This is a genomic window from Acinetobacter sp. UBA1496 (genome assembly GCF_002324975.1).
In the GTDB taxonomy this organism is placed as follows: Bacteria; Pseudomonadota; Gammaproteobacteria; order Pseudomonadales; family Moraxellaceae; genus Acinetobacter; species Acinetobacter variabilis.
The window spans coordinates 1-16171 of sequence record NZ_DCRI01000112.1 but is presented as its reverse complement, the minus strand read 5'-3'; the positions used below and the strand labels follow the sequence as shown (position 1 = coordinate 16171).

Genomic DNA, 16171 nt, shown 5'->3' with positions numbered 1-16171 from the left:
ATATGTCAATTTATTATCAAGTTGATCACCAGTTTTTTATTTTAGGAAAATGAAATGAGCCTATTTATTTCGACTGCTCACGCTGCAGGTGAAGCTGCACAACAACCGAGCTTGATGGCTAACCTTTTGATGATTGCGGTTTTTGTTGCAATCTTCTATTTCTTGATCTGGCGCCCTCAATCAAAACGTGCCAAAGAGCACCGTGCTCTGGTTGACAGCCTTGGCGTAGGCAGCGAAGTCGTTTTTGCAGGCGGCTTAATGGGCAAAATCACTAAAATTGAGGGTGATTTCGCAGTCGTTGAGCTGAGCCGCGGTGTAGAAGTCAAAGTTCAACGTGCGAGTGTGATCTCAGTTCTGCCTGAAGGCACTTTAAATAACATTTAATCAAAATTAGTCGTGCTCCCCGCACGACTTTTTCATTTTAAGAAGAAAACGAATGCGTTACCCAGCATGGAAATATGTGCTGATCCTGGTTGTCCTGGTGGTCAGTACTTTATATGCCCTGCCAAGTTTGTATCCAGATGAACCTGCTGTACAGATTTCGGGTGCCAAAGCCGGTACTCAGATTGACGCAGGCATCGTACAAAAAGCAGAGCAGATTTTAACAACTGAAAATATTGCAACTCACGACAATAGCTTTAGTAATAACGCTGCTTTATTACGTGTAGATTCAAGTGAAGCACAGCTGAAAGCCAAAGAAGCTTTACGCCGTGGTTTAGGTGATGAATACGTCGTAGCACTTAACCTTGCTCCAACCACCCCAGAATGGCTACAGAAAATTGGTGCCAAACCAATGAAACTGGGTCTGGACTTACGTGGTGGTGTTCACTTCCTGCTTGAAGTGGATATGGACAAGGCGATTGCACAGCGCATGGACACCTCTGCAACTGACCTGCGTCGCCAGCTGCGTGATAACAACTTGAAATTCAATAGCCTGAATTTAAGCAACAACACCATTGTTGTGCAGTTTGCCAATAATGATGATCGTGCTGCTGTCATGGATTTCTTGCGCCGTAATGGCAATGAATTCAACCAGCAGGCCGTGGCGACTGAAACCGGTTCGACTTTACGCCTCAACTATACCGATACGCGTAAGCAAGAAATCGAATCTTATGCGGTGAACCAGAACTTAACTACTTTACGTAACCGTATTAACGAGTTAGGTGTGGCTGAAGCATTGGTACAAACCCAAGGCAGCAACCGTATTGTGGTTGAACTACCGGGTGTACAGGATACCGCAGAAGCAAAACGTGTCTTGGGTCGTACGGCGAACCTGGAATTCCGTCTGGTGTCTGATCTGAATGATCAATACATCGATCCTTATACTGGTCAATTAAATGGTACAGCTCCAGCAGGTACTCAGGCATTTGCTTATGAATCTCTGGACAGTGGTCGTCAGTTATTGCTGAACCGTAACCGTATTTTGACCGGTGAACGTGTACAAAATGCATCTTCTGGCTTTAGTCAGGATACTGGCGGTGCTGAAGTTAATATTACTTTGGACAGCGCTGGCGGTAAATTGATGGCAGATGCCACACGTAATGCCGTAGGCAAACGTATGGCGGTACTGTTCATCGAGAACAAGCAAAAGATCAGCTACGTAGAGGACCCGGCAACTGGTGCACAAACTGAAGTGCGTACACCATATACTGAATCTGTGGTGATTAACGCTGCAACCATTCAGGCAGTATTGGGTTCTCAATTCCGTATTACCGGTCTGGACTCACCTCAGGAAGCTTCTGAGCTTGCCTTGATGCTACGTGCCGGTGCGCTGGCTGCGCCTATGTATTTCGTTGAAGAACGTGTGATTGGTCCAAGTCTGGGTCAGGAAAATATTGATAAAGGCGTATTGTCGACTCAAATCGGTTTCATCTTAGTTGCAATATGGATGGTCGTATTCTTCCGTCTATTCGGTGTCATTGCCAACTTCGCACTGGTCGTTAACCTGGCAATGATTCTGACTGTCATGTCATGGATTGGTGCTTCCCTCACCCTGCCGGGTATTGCCGGTATCGTAATTACCATCGGTATGGCGGTCGATGCCAACGTATTGATCTGTGAGCGGATACGGGAAGAAATGAAATGGGGCGCCTCGCCGAAACAGGCAATTGTGGCCGGTTATGATCGGGCCTATAACACCATTTTCGATTCGAACTTAACTACCTTCTTGGTAGCGTTCATTCTGTTCGCAATTGGTACCGGTCCGATCAAAGGCTTTGCTGTCACCCTGATGATTGGTATTGTCTGCTCAATGTTTACGGCGATTACCGTAACCCGTGCGATCGTACAGATCATCTATGGCAAAAAACGTAACTTGAAAAAGTTGAGCATTTAGGAGATCGACGATGACTGAAAATACTCAACTGAATCAGAAACAGTACGGTCGCCCTGAAGATGAACGTATCATTCCGTTTATGAAGATTGCATTGCCTGCAGCAGTGTTCTCTATCATCCTGACGGTTGCCAGCATCTTCTTTATTGCGACCAAAGGCTTGAACCTCGGTCTGGACTTTACCGGTGGTGTATCAGCAGAGCTGAACTATACCAATCCAGTAAAATCGGAAGATGTGACTCAGGCACTCAGCAAAGCTGGCTTTGATGATGCGGTCGTGCAGACTCTGGGCTCGGAACGTGACCTGATGGTACGTATGCCGGTTCAGGAAGATATTGAAGCAGAAGACCTTACCAAAGCCATTACCGCAGCCGTTCAGCTGCCCGGCAATGCAGCTCAGGTGCCTAAGGTCGATGTAGTCGGTGGACAGGTCGGTAACGAGCTGTATGTGCGTTCTGCGGGTGCAGTTGCCCTTGCCCTGTTGCTAATGCTGGTCTATGTCACTATCCGCTTTGAGTTCAAACTGGCGATGGGTGCTGTACTGTCATTGTTCCACGATATCGTGGTGACGATTGGTATCTTTGCCATGATGCAGTGGCCGTTTGACCTTACTGTTTTGGCAGCCGTACTGGCGATCATCGGTTTCTCACTCAACGATAACATCGTGGTTTCTGACCGTATTCGTGAGAACTTCCGTAAGATCCGGGGTGCCGAACCTGTTGAAATTATCAATATTGCCTTGACTGAAACCTTACGCCGTACCATTCATACTTCTATGACTTTATTACTGGTTGTAGTGGCCATGATGATCATGGGCGGTGCTGGCCTGAAATGGTTCTCGATTGCGATGTTTGTAGGTGTCTTTGTCGGTACCTATTCTTCGATCTATATCGGTACAGCCTTCGCCCTGTGGCGCGGTCTGAATCGTCAGGACTTTATTGTTCAGGTGAAACCAGAGTTTGAAGACGAAAATCAGCTTCCATAAGCTGCCCGTTTTCAATTTCACTATTCAGCCCATCTTATGATGGGCTGAATTATTTCTGGTCTAAGAAAATTGCTGCGGAGGCACGATGGCAATTACAGGATGGATTTTAGCTACATCAGATTTCTGGAAACTGACCTTGCGGCTTTCATCCAGACTTTGGATCTGATAGCTGTCTTGGCTTTCCGAAATCAGCTCCACAATGAGTTGCAGTCCATTAATTAAATAAAGACACATCAAGCCAGATGGCTGTAAATCAGCTTGCTCATCACAGACCAACCACCAGCCTGCTTTTAGGCTCGGAAAATAATACTGTCCTGTGACCTGAATGGCATAATGCTGAGGTTCCAATTTCAACCAAGATACAAGATTTTCTGCCGAATCTATAACTTCCATTTTAAAGGCTTGCTGCTCAACAACCTGCATCTGGAACAAAGTTATTTTTACAGGACTAGATGCCATTTCAATGACAGGTGCTTGAGCACGATCCAATATTAAACTTTCTAAACTCAGTTGCTGTTCCAGCTCGCGTGCAGCCTTTTCTCCAATCTGGCACTTACTGTTCAATAGCTGGGTAATATAGGCTGCAGACAGACCAAAATGCTCGCAAATCTCTTTGCCATTTTTAAACTGCTGGCTATCAATCAACTGATCAATCACTTTGGCCAGATTATTTCGTCTCAGTTCAAATATTTCCGTGGCACTCATGTTTATTATTTGCTCTTTTCTCTCTTCAGCACACCTTATAACAAAAAAGCCCGCAATTGAATTGCAGGCTTTTCTAATCATGCCTAAAAAGAATCAGTTGCCTTGTACCAGACGGCGGGCACTGATAATTCCCGGCTGCTGTTCAAGACGGGCCAATAGTTTGGAAAGTTGAGCCAAGCCTTTGACTTCAATCAACAGTTTCATATTGGCAATACCATCTGCTTCAGAAATAGTATTTACCTGACGGATATTGATCTGATCCGAGAAAATCACCTGAGTCAGATCTTTGAGCAGACCACGACGGTCATAGGCTTCCACCACGATCTGTACACTTTGGCCACGAGTCGGCTGCATTTCCCAGTCGGCTTCTACTGCACGCTCCGGTTCTTGGCTGATCATACGTACATAATCCGGACAAGCTACCTTATGGATGCTTACACCGCGATTCAAGGTAATATATCCCGCAATCGATTCACCATGCACCGGCTGACAGCACTGGGCTACATGCAGTTCAACGTTATCCAGACCATCAATTAGAATACCATGTGCAGACAAGGTATGGCTGGCACGCGGATTCAAGGCTGGTTTCAGCACCAGTTCAGGCTCATCCTGATCCAGATGCATATGGCGATTGACCTGATTGATCAGAGCATGCAGGCTAATATCACCATTCACCAGACCAATCATAATATCTTCGCCACTCTTCACATTGAAATGGTTGCAATAATCACCCAAGTCGATTGATTTTGGATGAATTGCCAGACGTGCCAATTCTTTATTCAGAATTTCACGACCCACTTCCAGATTCTTACTGCGATCTTGCTGACGGAACCAATGACGTAACTTGTCACGGGCGCGTGCAGTCTTGATATAACCCAGCGAATTGACCAACCAGTCCCGATTTGGTTCACGGTCTTTCTTGGTCAGAATCTCGACCTGTTCCCCGGTTTTCAAGGCATAGGTTAAAGGCACATAGCGCTGGTTGACCCGAGCCGCATAGCATTTGTTGCCGACTTCTGTGTGCACGTGATAGGCAAAGTCGAGTACGGTTGACCCCCGTGGCAACTCTTTAATATCACCATCACGGCTGAACACATAGATTTTTTCGAAGCCTTCAAAATCTTGAATGTGTTCAAAATTTTCAACTTCCTCTTCTTCATCTTTATGCGCACTGGCTTCATTGCGTTCTTGATAATGCTCAATCACTGCACGCAGGGAATGCAGACGATGATTAAAGGAAGTATCGGTATTTTTCGAACCTTCCTTATAGTTGAAGTGCGAGCATACGCCAAGCTCGGCCTCTTCATGCATCGTATAAGTACGAATCTGCACTTCAAGTGACTTGTTTTCCGCAATCACAGCTGTGTGTAAAGAGCGATAACCATTGGCTTTCGGATTAGTAATATAGTCATCAAACTGATGCGGGATATGTCGCCACAATTGATGTACGATCCCGAGCGTGTGATAACACTCAGGCACACTTTTCACCAATACACGCAGTGCACGGATGTCATACAGCTGGTCGAAGCTCAGGCTCTTGCTTTTCATTTTTCGATAGATCGAATAAATGTGCTTCACCCGGCCGTTAATTTCAGCTTCAATGCCGTGTTCTGCCAGCTCTTCACGCAATTTATCAATCACGAACTGAATATATTGTTCGCGTTCCAGACGCTTTTCATTCAGCAAAGAGGCGATTTCTTTATAGCGTTCCGGCGCCAGATAGCGGAAGGCTAGATCTTCGAGTTCCCATTTCAGCTGGGCAATCCCGAGACGATGCGCTAAAGGAGAATAAATGGTGAGAATTTCTCGTGCGACCCGTTCTTGCCGTTCACGTGAAGAATTAGCCAGCTCACGCAGTGCATAGGTACGTTCTGCCAGCTTGATTAACACGACGCGGACATCTTCTGTCACTGAAATCAGCATCTTGTAAATGCCAGATAGGTGCTCACGATGGTTATTATTGAAGTGGTCTTCCAGGCGTTTATTTTTTTCAATCAGCTCAGACAGCTTACCCATGGACAGCGTGCCTTTGACCAGGCTGTAGACCTGTTCACCGAATTTTTCCTGCACTTCTACCAGTGGCATGACGCCTTCACGTACTGCGCGGTAAAGCATGGCAGCAGACAAGGTATCTTCATCAACATAGAGATGCGCGAGAATATCCGCCATTTCAATACCGGTATAGAAGGTATTAGAGCGATGCTGAACCGTACTTTGTAGCTCTTTTTCTAAGGTTAAACGGGCAACTTCTTCGAGCTGCTTCAGGGGAGCCCCGTCTAATATGCCACGAACCCGATCTAACCATTCAGTCAGATCCTGCTGTGCTTGTTCGGCATGTTCTACAGTCGCCTCCTGTGACAACTCATTGAGCCGCCCAGGCAGTTGCTCACGTACTGTGACCATACCCTTCTCCTACTTTTAGATACATCATCTCTTTGATCGTTTATTTAATTTTCTTTTTCGAACAAGGCAATCGACTCGACATGTCCGGTATGCGTAAACATATCCATCACACCGGCTTTGGTTAGCTGATAACCCTGTTGTACCAGTAGCCCTGCATCTCTTGCGAGCGTAGCGGGATTACATGACACATAAACGATTCTTTTGGCACCAAATTGAGGGATATAATGCATAACTTCTTCTGCTCCAGCACGTGGCGGGTCGATTAATAATGCATCAAATCCTTGATTTGCCCAAGACTGGTGCGAAAAATCTTTGGTTAAATCTTGTGAATAGAACGAAACTTGTGCAATACCATTATGGTTAGCATTTTCTGCACCGCGTTGCGCCATTTCCTCACTCCCCTCAACCGCAACCACCCGACCAGATGCACCAACACAACGCGCCAGTGGCAAAGAGAAGTTTCCTAATCCACAAAACAGATCCAGAACGCGTTCGCCTTGCTGTAATTGAAGCAAATCACATGCCAAGCGAACCATCTGCGGATTGATCGTTGAATTGACCTGAGTGAAGTCCAATGGATTAAAACCGAATTCCACATCAAAGTCATCAAGACCATAGTGTAAGCGTGCTGCCTGTTCAGGCTCATCAATCCGCTTCAAATAATCTTGACCTGCAGGTTGCAAATAAAGCTGCCAACCTTTCTCTAACGTAAATTGGCGTAATCGGTTGACATCTGTTACCGATAATTCTGCAGTTTCACGAATAAGCAACGCAATGTCATGATCACCCATAGCCAATTCTATATGACCAATATCTGCCTGACCATCGAGACTTTGGAGCAATTGTTTAAGACGTGTAACCGATCCAAACTCGCGATCTAGAATCATGCAGCGGTCAATCGAGGTCAGCTTATTGGACTGGTTTTCACGAAAACCAACCACCAGCTTGTCTTTTTGAGGCAGATAACGTACCCCAATCCGGGCTTTACGACGGTAGTCTTCACGTTGTGAACGTAGCGGTGGCAGCCATTCTTCAGGCTGAATCCCGGCAAAATGCTGCAAATGTGATTTCAGAACATCCTGCTTAAGTTCAATTTGGGCATCTGGATGGATATGCTGCATATTGCAGCCACCACAAACGCCAAAATGTGGACACACAGGTTTGGCCCTGATCTCGGACGCCTCACTGAGCAACTCAAGGCTATCTGCCTCTTCCAGTTTTTTGACTTCACGGGTAATGCGGGCACGAACGGTTTCACCTGGCAAGGCATAACGGATAAAGACTTTCTTGCCATGCTTTTCAAGCGGATGGTCCGGATGTGAACCATAGTGAGCGATGCCACGTCCTTCATGTGAGAGTGATTCAACCTGAAAAATATACTCGGATTGCGGTGCTGGACGTGGTTGTGCTCGACGTTTCATGAAAACCTAGGATGTGGAGATGGGAAAATCAAAACGGGTAAATTCAGTTCTTTGTGAGGTTTCACGCCAGACTGATAAAAAATCTGCATGTTGCGGCTGGGTATGCAGGTATTGAATCGTACTCTGCACCAGATGCTGATAATCAGGCAACATCAATTGGCCCTTTAGCAACAGCCAGCGAATATAGACCAACCAAGTATTGAGCACATCACCTTCGCAATAGCTGGTGAGTTGGCTCCATTGCTGGTTACGTACATATTCAGGTACATGATAGCCACCATCACCACGCTTGCCTGGATAACCCAATAAATGAGCAACATCATCCAGTTTCTGAAAATGACGGGCATGAAACATGGCCATAACATCCATCAAATCGACGTGACGCTGATGGTAACGATTCTGGTAGTTATTATAACGCTTTTGCGTATCAATTTCGCCCTCATCGAACAGACTTGGGGCAGATAAGCCATGATACATGGCCCGATAAAGAATAACCGGCAGGTCAAATTGTGAGCCATTCCAACTGACTAGCGTCGGATGACGCTTGTCAAAAATGGATAAGAATTTTTTTAAAATCTCTGCTTCGCTGTACTGTTCACGGCTGAAAGAAAACAGGCGCATGCCCTGTTCATCCATCCATAAACCGGAAATACAGACAATCTCATGCAGTGGCAGACGCTGAAAATCCGAGCCTGATTCCTGACGGCGTAATTTGGTCAGGGCCTGATCCAGATCAGCCTCGGGCAGATCCAGAGCAAACAGATGCGCGCCTGATTTAAGATCGGTTTGGGTTTCAATATCGAAAGTTAAAACAGGCAGGCGCATAAAAGATTTCTCAAAAATTATTCAGGGTCTTGTACAGAGAACAAGCCTGTAGACAGGTAACGGTCACCACGGTCACAGATAATACATACAATCACTGCATCTGGATTTTCTTCTGCAAGCTTGATGGATGCCCAAACTGCACCGCCAGAAGATGTACCGGCACTGATACCTTCTTTTTGTGCCAATTTACGCATAGTACGTTCCGCTTCAATCTGTGGAATATCGATAATATGGTCGATACGACTACGATCGAAAATCGTTGGCAAATATTCTTCTGGCCAGCGACGGATACCGGCAATGCTAGAACCATCAGATGGTTGTAGGCCCACAATCTGAATATCCGGATTCATTTCTTTCAGATATTTAGATACGCCCATGATCGTACCTGTAGTACCCATTGAGCTGACAAAGTGCGTAATCTTGCCGCCAGTTTGCTGCCAGATTTCAGGACCTGTGGTCAGGTAATGTGCTTCGACATTGTCCGGGTTACCAAACTGGTTTAACACCAGACCTTTACCATCAGCCTGCATTTGCAAGGCCAGATCACGTGCACCTTCCATGCCCTGCTCTTTGGTCACTTCAATCAGTTCAGCGCCATAAGCACGCATCGCGTCCTTACGTTCCTGACTCATGTTATTCGGCATAATCAGCTGCATTTTGTAACCGCGCATGGCCGCAACCATCGCCAATGCAATCCCTGTATTTCCGCTGGTCGCCTCAATCAAGGTATCACCCGGTTTGATCTGTCCGCGCTTTTCCGCCTGCATGATCATGTTATACGCTGGACGGTCCTTGACCGAGCCTGCCGGATTATTTCCTTCGAGTTTTGCGAGTACTGTGGCTTGAGTGTGACTAGCCAGACGCTGCAAACGCACCAGTGGCGTTTTGCCTACATAATGGTCCAGTAAAAATTCGTCTGCTTGAAAATCAGGGGTGGTATTACTCATTATTTGCACCTATATCGAGGTGCGGCTATTGTATGAAAAAATGCATTTTCCTGCACCCATTTATAGCAGTGCTTTTGCATAAAACTGTATAAATCACGATCGGCATGGCCAATTCGTCCTGTTTTAGCTTGATAAAACTCCTTAATCATGACAGTGACTTAGCTCACCTCGCCTCCTGAAAAGATTTACTCAAACCCCAATAATGACTGTTCAGCATAATGGTTCTTATTTTCTGCCTTAATCTGGAGCTTTATAAAAATAATGCTGAAATTTTAACAGTAGATTTAAAGCATGCTAATATGCAAAGCATAAGGAAAATACTGCTTGAATCATGTCAAATATCAACAAAAAGCTGTTTAAACGCCTACACTTAAATCATGCTTATGGACAGCTGATTGCACTGATTTTTGTACCCATTACTATTCTGGCCTGTGTCGGCGCTGCTCTGGTCATTTCAGAGACTTCCAATGCCGCTCGTGCCCAGCAAAAGCAGATGGCCATTGCGATTCTGACCCGTTTTCAGGCCACGTCTGAATATGCGCTGGACATTTTGAGCCTGTACCCATGGCAATATGAGCAGGCTCATGATGCCATGCAAAATATGCTGAATGAAAAGCATCTGGTTCGTGCGGCTATTCTGGATGAAAATGGCAAAAGTAAACTCGGCATTGGTTTTCAGGAACAGGCGCCTTGGCCGGACTTTAAAAAAGATGGCAATTTTGTTGGCCCGATCTTAGATAAAAACAATCATATTTATGCAGTCAAAGTAAATGAAAATGGCATGAATGCAGGCTGGCTGGCGATCGAACTGGACAATCAGCCCTTAGAAATTGCCCGCTACCGGGTCTTGATCGTTTTGATTGCGACCGGCTTATTGACCTTATTGCTCTTGTTGTTATGTCTGAATTTCTATTCACGTCGCTGGATTGCGCCGATGTATGAGATTCGCATGCAGCTGCAACGCCTGAATGCCGACACCCTAGATCAGCATATGGTGATTAACAGTACCGGTGAACTGCGTCTTTTGCAGCGTGATATTGCCAATGTGGTGAAACGTCTACATTTCAGTTTTCTGGAATTGCGCGAGCATACCGAACAGACCGAAGATGATTTGCGCCGTACTCTAGATACTTTAGAAGTTCAAAATATTACTTATCGTCAGGCACGTGACCAGGCGATTTCGGCCAACCAGGCCAAGTCGGTATTTCTGGCCAATATTTCCCATGAATTACGCACACCCTTAAACAGTATGGATGGTTTTATTCACCTGCTGCTGCGTCAAGGCAATCTTAGCAATGAGCAAAGCCTGTATTTGCAGACCATCCGCAAATCTTCTGCACATTTGCTGGCCCTGATCAATGATGTACTGGATTTCTCCAAGATTGATGCTGGCAAACTGGAACTGGAAACTGCACCTTTTGATCTGGAAGAAGCTATCTTTGATGTGATGGACATGCTCTCGCCACTGGCTGCACAGAAGCATATCGATATGGCGTTCTATTTTGCAGACAATGTACCGAAACATGTGATTGGTGATGTACTACGCTTTAAGCAGATTCTGACCAACCTGATTTCTAATGCGATCAAGTTTACTCCAGACGGCGAAATCATTGTTCGGGCACGCATGGAGCACGATGATATTGGGCAATGTCTGCTGCATTTCAGTGTTCAGGACAGCGGCATTGGCCTGAGCGGAACTGACCGTAAAAAACTGTTTGAATCCTTCTCGCAAGGCGATACCTCGGTCACCCGCCAATTCGGCGGTACAGGTTTAGGCCTGGCCATTTCCAAACAACTGGTCCACTTGATGCATGGTCAAATCGGATTTGAAGATAATCAGGAACGTGCTCCAACAGAAAAAGGCTCAACCTTCTGGTTTACCGCCCAATTCCCGGTGGATGAAGATATTATCCATGAGCACCCGGATTTCAGTGATCTGACGGTTGTGTCTTATCTCGCCCATCCGGCAACAGCGAATGTATTAAGACATTATCTGGAAAATTATCACGTTAAACATATTGAATCGACATCCATTCTGGATCTGTTTAGCCGTCTGAACCATTTACAAAATATTGAGAATACCTGGCTGATTGTTGACCATAGTGGTGATAGCCAAGCCTTACTGACAGAAATTCGTTCTCGCTATCAGGGACATCTGGCTGTGTATGGTTATCAAATGCAGCTTGATCCGAACATGCTGAATGATCATCGTGCCCGTGCTCTGCATCAGCCACTCAGTCGTAGTGCCCTGATTCAGCTACTCGGCAATCAACCCGTCTTTGATCAGGAACAGCATAAAGACTTTAATGGCCAGGGACTGCATATCCTTGCCGTTGATGACCATCTGCCGAACCTGATTGTTCTGGAGGCCTTGCTAGCCGAACTGAATGTGACCACAACCAAAGCCATTAGCGGACAGGAAGCGATTGATATCATCCAGAGCCGTTATGAACAGGGTCTGCCATCTTTTGATCTGATATTTATGGATATCCAGATGCCAGTGATGTCCGGTATCGATACCACCCGTGCAATCCGTTCACTGGAATCAACTTTTGAAAATCATCAGCGTCTGCCGATTATTGCCCTGACAGCACATGCCCTTTCCGACGAGAAGCAAAAACTGTTACAAAATGGTATGGATGATTATGTCACCAAGCCTATTCAGATTGATCAGATCGTGCAGATCCTGACGCAGTGGACGACTGAAAGTTTTAAAAAGATTCCAGTGCTGGAACGTGCCAATGTCATTGATGCGCTGGATCCGAATATTCTGGATTGGCAACAAAGCTTGCAACTGGCAGCCAATAAAGAAGATCTGGCAGTCGATCTGCTTAGCATGCTGGTCGACAGTTTTGAAAAAGAGCTGGATGAAATTAAGCAATTAATTGAGCTGGAAGATTTTCCGCAGCTGGAACATGTTTTGCACCGTCTCTATGGGGCTACCCGTTACGTCGGCACACCGACTCTGCAAAAAGTTACCGGAAGTTTTGAGCAGTTTGTCTCGACCTTGCGTAAGGAACGCCGTAAGGCCGATGACAGTTTTGTTCAGGAAGTACTGAAATATCTGGATGAACTGAAAGCAGTGATTGAGCAGGTAGAACAGGCAGCTCAGCAAATTTTAAACAAGCATAGTGGTTAAAAAATTACTGTTTTACTTACTCATATCTGTATGACTGCACTGTCATGCAAGCACAGATTGCTCATGCTATGCTCGCTTACAGAAAAATTAAGGATGAATACCATGTCACTTGTACGCTTTGAAAAAAATAATGGAATTGCCACGGTTACTCTCAGCCGTCCAGATAAACGTAATGCCATGAGCTTTGCCCTGCTGCGTGAACTGGTGCAGATTGCGAACCGGATTAAAAAAGACAAGTCGGTGCGGTGTGTCATTTTAACCGGTGAAGCGCAGGTCTTTAGTGCCGGCATTGACTTGGCCGATTTAAATAATCCTAAAAATCGGGCCTATGCGGCCTGGGAACTGATTCGTCCTGGACAGAGCTTATTTCAGAAAGCTTTTCTGGTCTGGCAGGAACTGCCTGTACCCGTCATTGCAGCCATTGAAGGTTTCTGCTTTGGTGCAGGTATGCAACTTGCGTTGGCTGCGGATATCCGAATCGCCCATCCTGCGACCAAAATGTCAATTATGGAAACTCGTTGGGGTCTAGTACCAGATATGGGGCTAACGCGTTCTCTCAAAGGTCTGATCGGGATTGATTTGGCCAAAGAGCTGACTTTAACCGCACGTATTTTTGAAGGTGCCTATGCCAAAGAAATTGGTCTGATCACCCATGTCGATGAGCAGCCATTAGCAAAAGCACAGGCTTTGGCTGAAGAAATGTCACAACGCTCTCCAGATGCCTTGATGGCCTCTAAATTTGTGCTGGATGCGATGGAACACAAACCCAACAAGTCACTGCGTATGGAAAAAATCTGGCAGCTTAAACTGTTACTCGGTAAAAACAGCCAACTGGCACGTAAAAAGGATAAAGATCCGGACGTGCAGTTTGTGCCACGTCAATATCGATAATTATGGCTGAAGCAAAATCAAAAGATGAGAGATAAAATGCAATTCGATCGTGATAGCAAAATTGCCTTTTTAGGTATGGGACTCATGGGTAGCCGCATGGCAACCCGACTGCTGAAAGCTGGTTTCCAAGTTGCAGTCTGGAACCGCACGGCCAGTGCCTGCGATCCATTGCTTGCACTGGGAGCCACTCCGCTATATCTAGATCAAATTGCAGATTATCCCGTTATTCTGACCTGTCTGGCAGATGATGCTGCGGTGCAATCGGTCTTTGAGCAGATTCAGCCCTATCTGGTGGCTGGTCAGATCATTGTCGATTTTTCCAGTCTTTCCATACATCAAACTAAAAATCTGGCTGAACAAGCCCAAGCTAAACAAGCCACTTGGATTGACTCTCCTGTATCTGGCGGTACAGTCGGTGCAGAACAAGGCACGCTAGTGATCTTCGCTGGCGGTGATGCAGAAACTATTACCGCACTTGATCCAATCTATAAGGTGCTTTCACAACGTGTCACTCGCATGGGTGATACTGGAACCGGTCAGGCGACTAAAATCTGTAATCAGCTGATTGTGGCAGCGAATAGCACCTTGATAGCTGAGGCAGTGGCTTTGGCTGATCGTGCCGGTGTGGATACTGCCCTGCTTGCACTAGCATTAGCCGGTGGTTTTGCTGACTCCAAGCCTTTTCAAATTCTAGCCCCACGTATGGCCAGCCAGACGTTTGAACCCGTGCAATGGAAAGTGCAGACATTGTCTAAAGACCTGAACAATGCTGTGCAACTGGCAGCTACTTTATCTTTGGATATTCCTGTGGCCAGCCAAGCCCTGTCTCAACTCAAAACCCATCAGCAAGACGGATTTGCTGAAGCCGATCTAGCCACTGTTATCAAGCACGTAGACCGCTAATATTACATTTCAATATTCTGACTTGAGCAAGGAAAAGCCCATGACCAAACTCGCCGTTAACCTCTCCATGATTTTCACGGAAGTACCGCTCTTAGAACGTTTTGCCTTGGCTCATGCGCACGGTTTTAAGCATGTGGAAATCCAGTTCCCCTATGAACTGAGTATTGAGCAGATTCAGCAGCAGCTTCAGTTACATGATCTTGATATCTGCCTGATTAATGTGCCTGCTGGTGATCTGATGCAAGGTGGACACGGTCTGGCCGGTATCCCTGGACAGGAAATCGAGTTTCGTCATGCCATAGAGCAAGCCATTCAATATGCGACTGCTCTGAATGTGCCGAGTGTCAATATTCTGGCCGGCAAACAGCCACTGGATTGTGACCTGCTTCCTTGCCTGAACACCTTGGCGAGTAATCTGAAAATTGCCTGCTCCATGCTCTCTGATTATCAGATTCAGCCAGTCTTTGAAATGATCAACGGTCAGGACATGCCACGTTTCCTGATTCAGAATGTGGCTCAAGCTCAGGAGATGCTGGAAGCGGTTAATCATTCTGCCTTGAAAATGCAATATGACTGTTATCATATGGCCATGATGGGTGAAGATGTACTGGAAGCCTTAAAAGAAAATATTGCAGAGATTGGTCATATTCAGTTTGCAGACTGCCCGGGGCGTCATCAACCCAATACCGCATCCATTCCATATTATGAGATTTTTCAATGGTTAGAGAATAGCCAATACAGTGGTTATGTCGCAGCCGAATATAAACCTCTGGGGACTTCGGGAGAATCCTTTGGCTGGAAAGAACAGTTCTTCCCGGAGTATGACTAAAGCGACGGAAGGTGCATTTGAAATTTTGGGCTAAAACCGCTATATTAGATCATGCATAATTGTTAGGAAATTATACTCCCTATGAATTTAGAACCATCGCCCAGCGCTTCTAATTCTCACGATCACACTATGAATTCTCATGCACAAGCAGTAAACGCATGCTTGAAAGTTGTACATGCAGCCCTCGAAGATGTAAAGGCTAAAGAAGTTGTTCAGCTTGATGTGGCTAGCATCAGTAACGTGGCAGATGCCATGGTGATTGCAAGCGGTACATCAACCCGCCATATCAAATCACTTGCAGATAATGTTGCTGAAGAAGCACGTAAAGCAGGTTTCCGTCCGCTTGGTATCGAAGGCGAACGTGATGCAGAATGGATCCTGATTGATCTAGGTTTTGTTGTAGTGCACTGCATGCTGCCTACAGCGCGTAAATTCTATGACCTAGAAAGCCTATGGCGCAATCCTGCAGATTCTGTAGCATAAATATCGAATATTCAAAAAAAGCGACCTATGTAGGTCGCTTTTTTATATCATTTAACTTGAATCAAACTAGGGCGTGTCCTCATTTGAAGAATTGGTTTTAAATACTTAAAATCCTCCTTTAAGCTCTTTTCATTTCTATATTTTTTCAATGGCACGTACTCTTCTCACCGATGATATTTGGCAGCAAATTCAAGATACTATGCGATTACACGGTTGTTACTGTTCAAAAAATAGTAGAAATATCATGGAAGCCATCTTATGGAAACTACGTACGGGTGCGACATGGCATGATATTCCTCAAGAACTTT

General features: G+C 45.7%; 14 protein-coding genes. 9 read left to right on the top strand and 5 right to left on the bottom strand.

The genetic code is table 11. The features are described from left to right. Nucleotides 1-54: 54 nt before the first annotated feature. Genes yajC through secF form a run of 3 tightly spaced genes read left to right on the top strand, consistent with a single transcriptional unit; the run spans nt 55 to nt 3317 of the window. Nucleotides 55-384: a preprotein translocase subunit YajC gene (gene yajC, locus B3143_RS14610; protein ID WP_004783613.1), complete on the top strand. Its 330-nt coding sequence runs from the start codon at nt 55-57 to the stop codon at nt 382-384. 52 nt (nt 385-436) lie between these two features. Beyond that, complete coding sequence (gene secD, locus B3143_RS14605) at nt 437-2335, top strand: protein translocase subunit SecD (RefSeq protein ID WP_286741030.1); 1899 nt, start codon at nt 437-439, stop codon at nt 2333-2335. Nucleotides 2336-2345: 10 nt separating this feature from the next. Beyond that, nucleotides 2346-3317 carry a protein translocase subunit SecF gene (secF, locus tag B3143_RS14600; protein WP_005233894.1) on the top strand — a complete coding sequence of 324 codons (972 nt, stop codon included), beginning with the start codon at nt 2346-2348 and terminating at the stop codon, nt 3315-3317. A gap of 60 nt (nt 3318-3377) precedes the next feature. On the opposite strand, the gene B3143_RS14595 is transcribed toward secF, so the two are convergent. From B3143_RS14595 to cysM, 5 genes are all read right to left on the bottom strand, one after another. After that, nucleotides 3378-4022 (bottom strand): hypothetical protein, encoded by a 645-nt coding sequence (locus tag B3143_RS14595; protein ID WP_286741027.1) that lies wholly within the window; start codon nt 4020-4022, stop codon nt 3378-3380. A gap of 93 nt (nt 4023-4115) precedes the next feature. After that, nucleotides 4116-6425, bottom strand: coding sequence for a RelA/SpoT family protein (locus B3143_RS14590; RefSeq protein WP_286741025.1), 2310 nt, complete (start codon nt 6423-6425; stop codon nt 4116-4118). Between the two features lie 44 nt (nt 6426-6469). Then, nucleotides 6470-7846 carry a 23S rRNA (uracil(1939)-C(5))-methyltransferase RlmD gene (gene rlmD, locus B3143_RS14585; protein ID WP_262738101.1) on the bottom strand — a complete coding sequence of 459 codons (1377 nt, stop codon included), beginning with the start codon at nt 7844-7846 and terminating at the stop codon, nt 6470-6472. Nucleotides 7847-7852: 6 nt separating this feature from the next. After that, a complete protein-coding gene (locus B3143_RS14580; RefSeq protein ID WP_286741023.1) occupies nt 7853-8671 on the bottom strand; it encodes a 3'-5' exonuclease in 819 nt (272 codons plus the stop codon). A gap of 17 nt (nt 8672-8688) precedes the next feature. Beyond that, entirely contained in the window at nt 8689-9618 is a 930-nt protein-coding gene (gene cysM / locus B3143_RS14575) for a cysteine synthase CysM (protein WP_286713902.1), read from the bottom strand. Nucleotides 9619-9949: 331 nt separating this feature from the next. Here cysM and B3143_RS14570 point away from each other — a divergent pair, with 331 nt between their 5' ends. From B3143_RS14570 to B3143_RS14545, 6 genes are all read left to right on the top strand, one after another. Then, nucleotides 9950-12757 carry a GacS-like sensor histidine kinase gene (locus tag B3143_RS14570; RefSeq protein ID WP_286741021.1) on the top strand — a complete coding sequence of 936 codons (2808 nt, stop codon included), beginning with the start codon at nt 9950-9952 and terminating at the stop codon, nt 12755-12757. Nucleotides 12758-12859: 102 nt separating this feature from the next. Next, entirely contained in the window at nt 12860-13648 is a 789-nt protein-coding gene (locus tag B3143_RS14565; protein ID WP_286741019.1) for a crotonase/enoyl-CoA hydratase family protein, read from the top strand. Nucleotides 13649-13684: 36 nt separating this feature from the next. Then, on the top strand, nt 13685-14551 hold the full coding sequence (locus B3143_RS14560; protein WP_286741016.1) for an NAD(P)-dependent oxidoreductase: 867 nt from the start codon (nt 13685-13687) through the stop codon (nt 14549-14551). A gap of 40 nt (nt 14552-14591) precedes the next feature. Then, nucleotides 14592-15380 carry a hydroxypyruvate isomerase family protein gene (locus tag B3143_RS14555; protein ID WP_034170849.1) on the top strand — a complete coding sequence of 263 codons (789 nt, stop codon included), beginning with the start codon at nt 14592-14594 and terminating at the stop codon, nt 15378-15380. An 81-nt stretch (nt 15381-15461) separates the two neighbouring features. Further along, complete coding sequence (gene rsfS, locus B3143_RS14550) at nt 15462-15863, top strand: ribosome silencing factor (protein ID WP_004783634.1); 402 nt, start codon at nt 15462-15464, stop codon at nt 15861-15863. Nucleotides 15864-16011: 148 nt separating this feature from the next. After that, nucleotides 16012-16171, top strand: a 160-nt coding sequence (locus B3143_RS14545; RefSeq protein WP_286741041.1) for a transposase, incomplete at its 3' end; no start/stop codon positions are given.

Bases quoted from the DNA above. Each gene is read 5' to 3' on its own strand.
- rsfS (WP_004783634.1), top strand. From the start codon at position 15,462: ATGAATTTAGAACCATCGCCCAGCGCTTCTAATTCTCACGATCACACT.
- secD (WP_286741030.1), top strand. From the start codon at position 437: ATGCGTTACCCAGCATGGAAATATGTGCTGATCCTGGTTGTCCTGGTG.
- B3143_RS14595 (WP_286741027.1), bottom strand. From the start codon at position 4,022: ATGAGTGCCACGGAAATATTTGAACTGAGACGAAATAATCTGGCCAAA.
- B3143_RS14570 (WP_286741021.1), top strand. From the start codon at position 9,950: ATGTCAAATATCAACAAAAAGCTGTTTAAACGCCTACACTTAAATCAT.
- B3143_RS14565 (WP_286741019.1), top strand. From the start codon at position 12,860: ATGTCACTTGTACGCTTTGAAAAAAATAATGGAATTGCCACGGTTACT.
- cysM (WP_286713902.1), bottom strand. From the start codon at position 9,618: ATGAGTAATACCACCCCTGATTTTCAAGCAGACGAATTTTTACTGGAC.
- yajC (WP_004783613.1), top strand. From the start codon at position 55: ATGAGCCTATTTATTTCGACTGCTCACGCTGCAGGTGAAGCTGCACAA.
- B3143_RS14560 (WP_286741016.1), top strand. From the start codon at position 13,685: ATGCAATTCGATCGTGATAGCAAAATTGCCTTTTTAGGTATGGGACTC.
- rlmD (WP_262738101.1), bottom strand. From the start codon at position 7,846: ATGAAACGTCGAGCACAACCACGTCCAGCACCGCAATCCGAGTATATT.
- B3143_RS14580 (WP_286741023.1), bottom strand. From the start codon at position 8,671: ATGCGCCTGCCTGTTTTAACTTTCGATATTGAAACCCAAACCGATCTT.
- B3143_RS14555 (WP_034170849.1), top strand. From the start codon at position 14,592: ATGACCAAACTCGCCGTTAACCTCTCCATGATTTTCACGGAAGTACCG.
- B3143_RS14590 (WP_286741025.1), bottom strand. From the start codon at position 6,425: ATGGTCACAGTACGTGAGCAACTGCCTGGGCGGCTCAATGAGTTGTCA.
- secF (WP_005233894.1), top strand. From the start codon at position 2,346: ATGACTGAAAATACTCAACTGAATCAGAAACAGTACGGTCGCCCTGAA.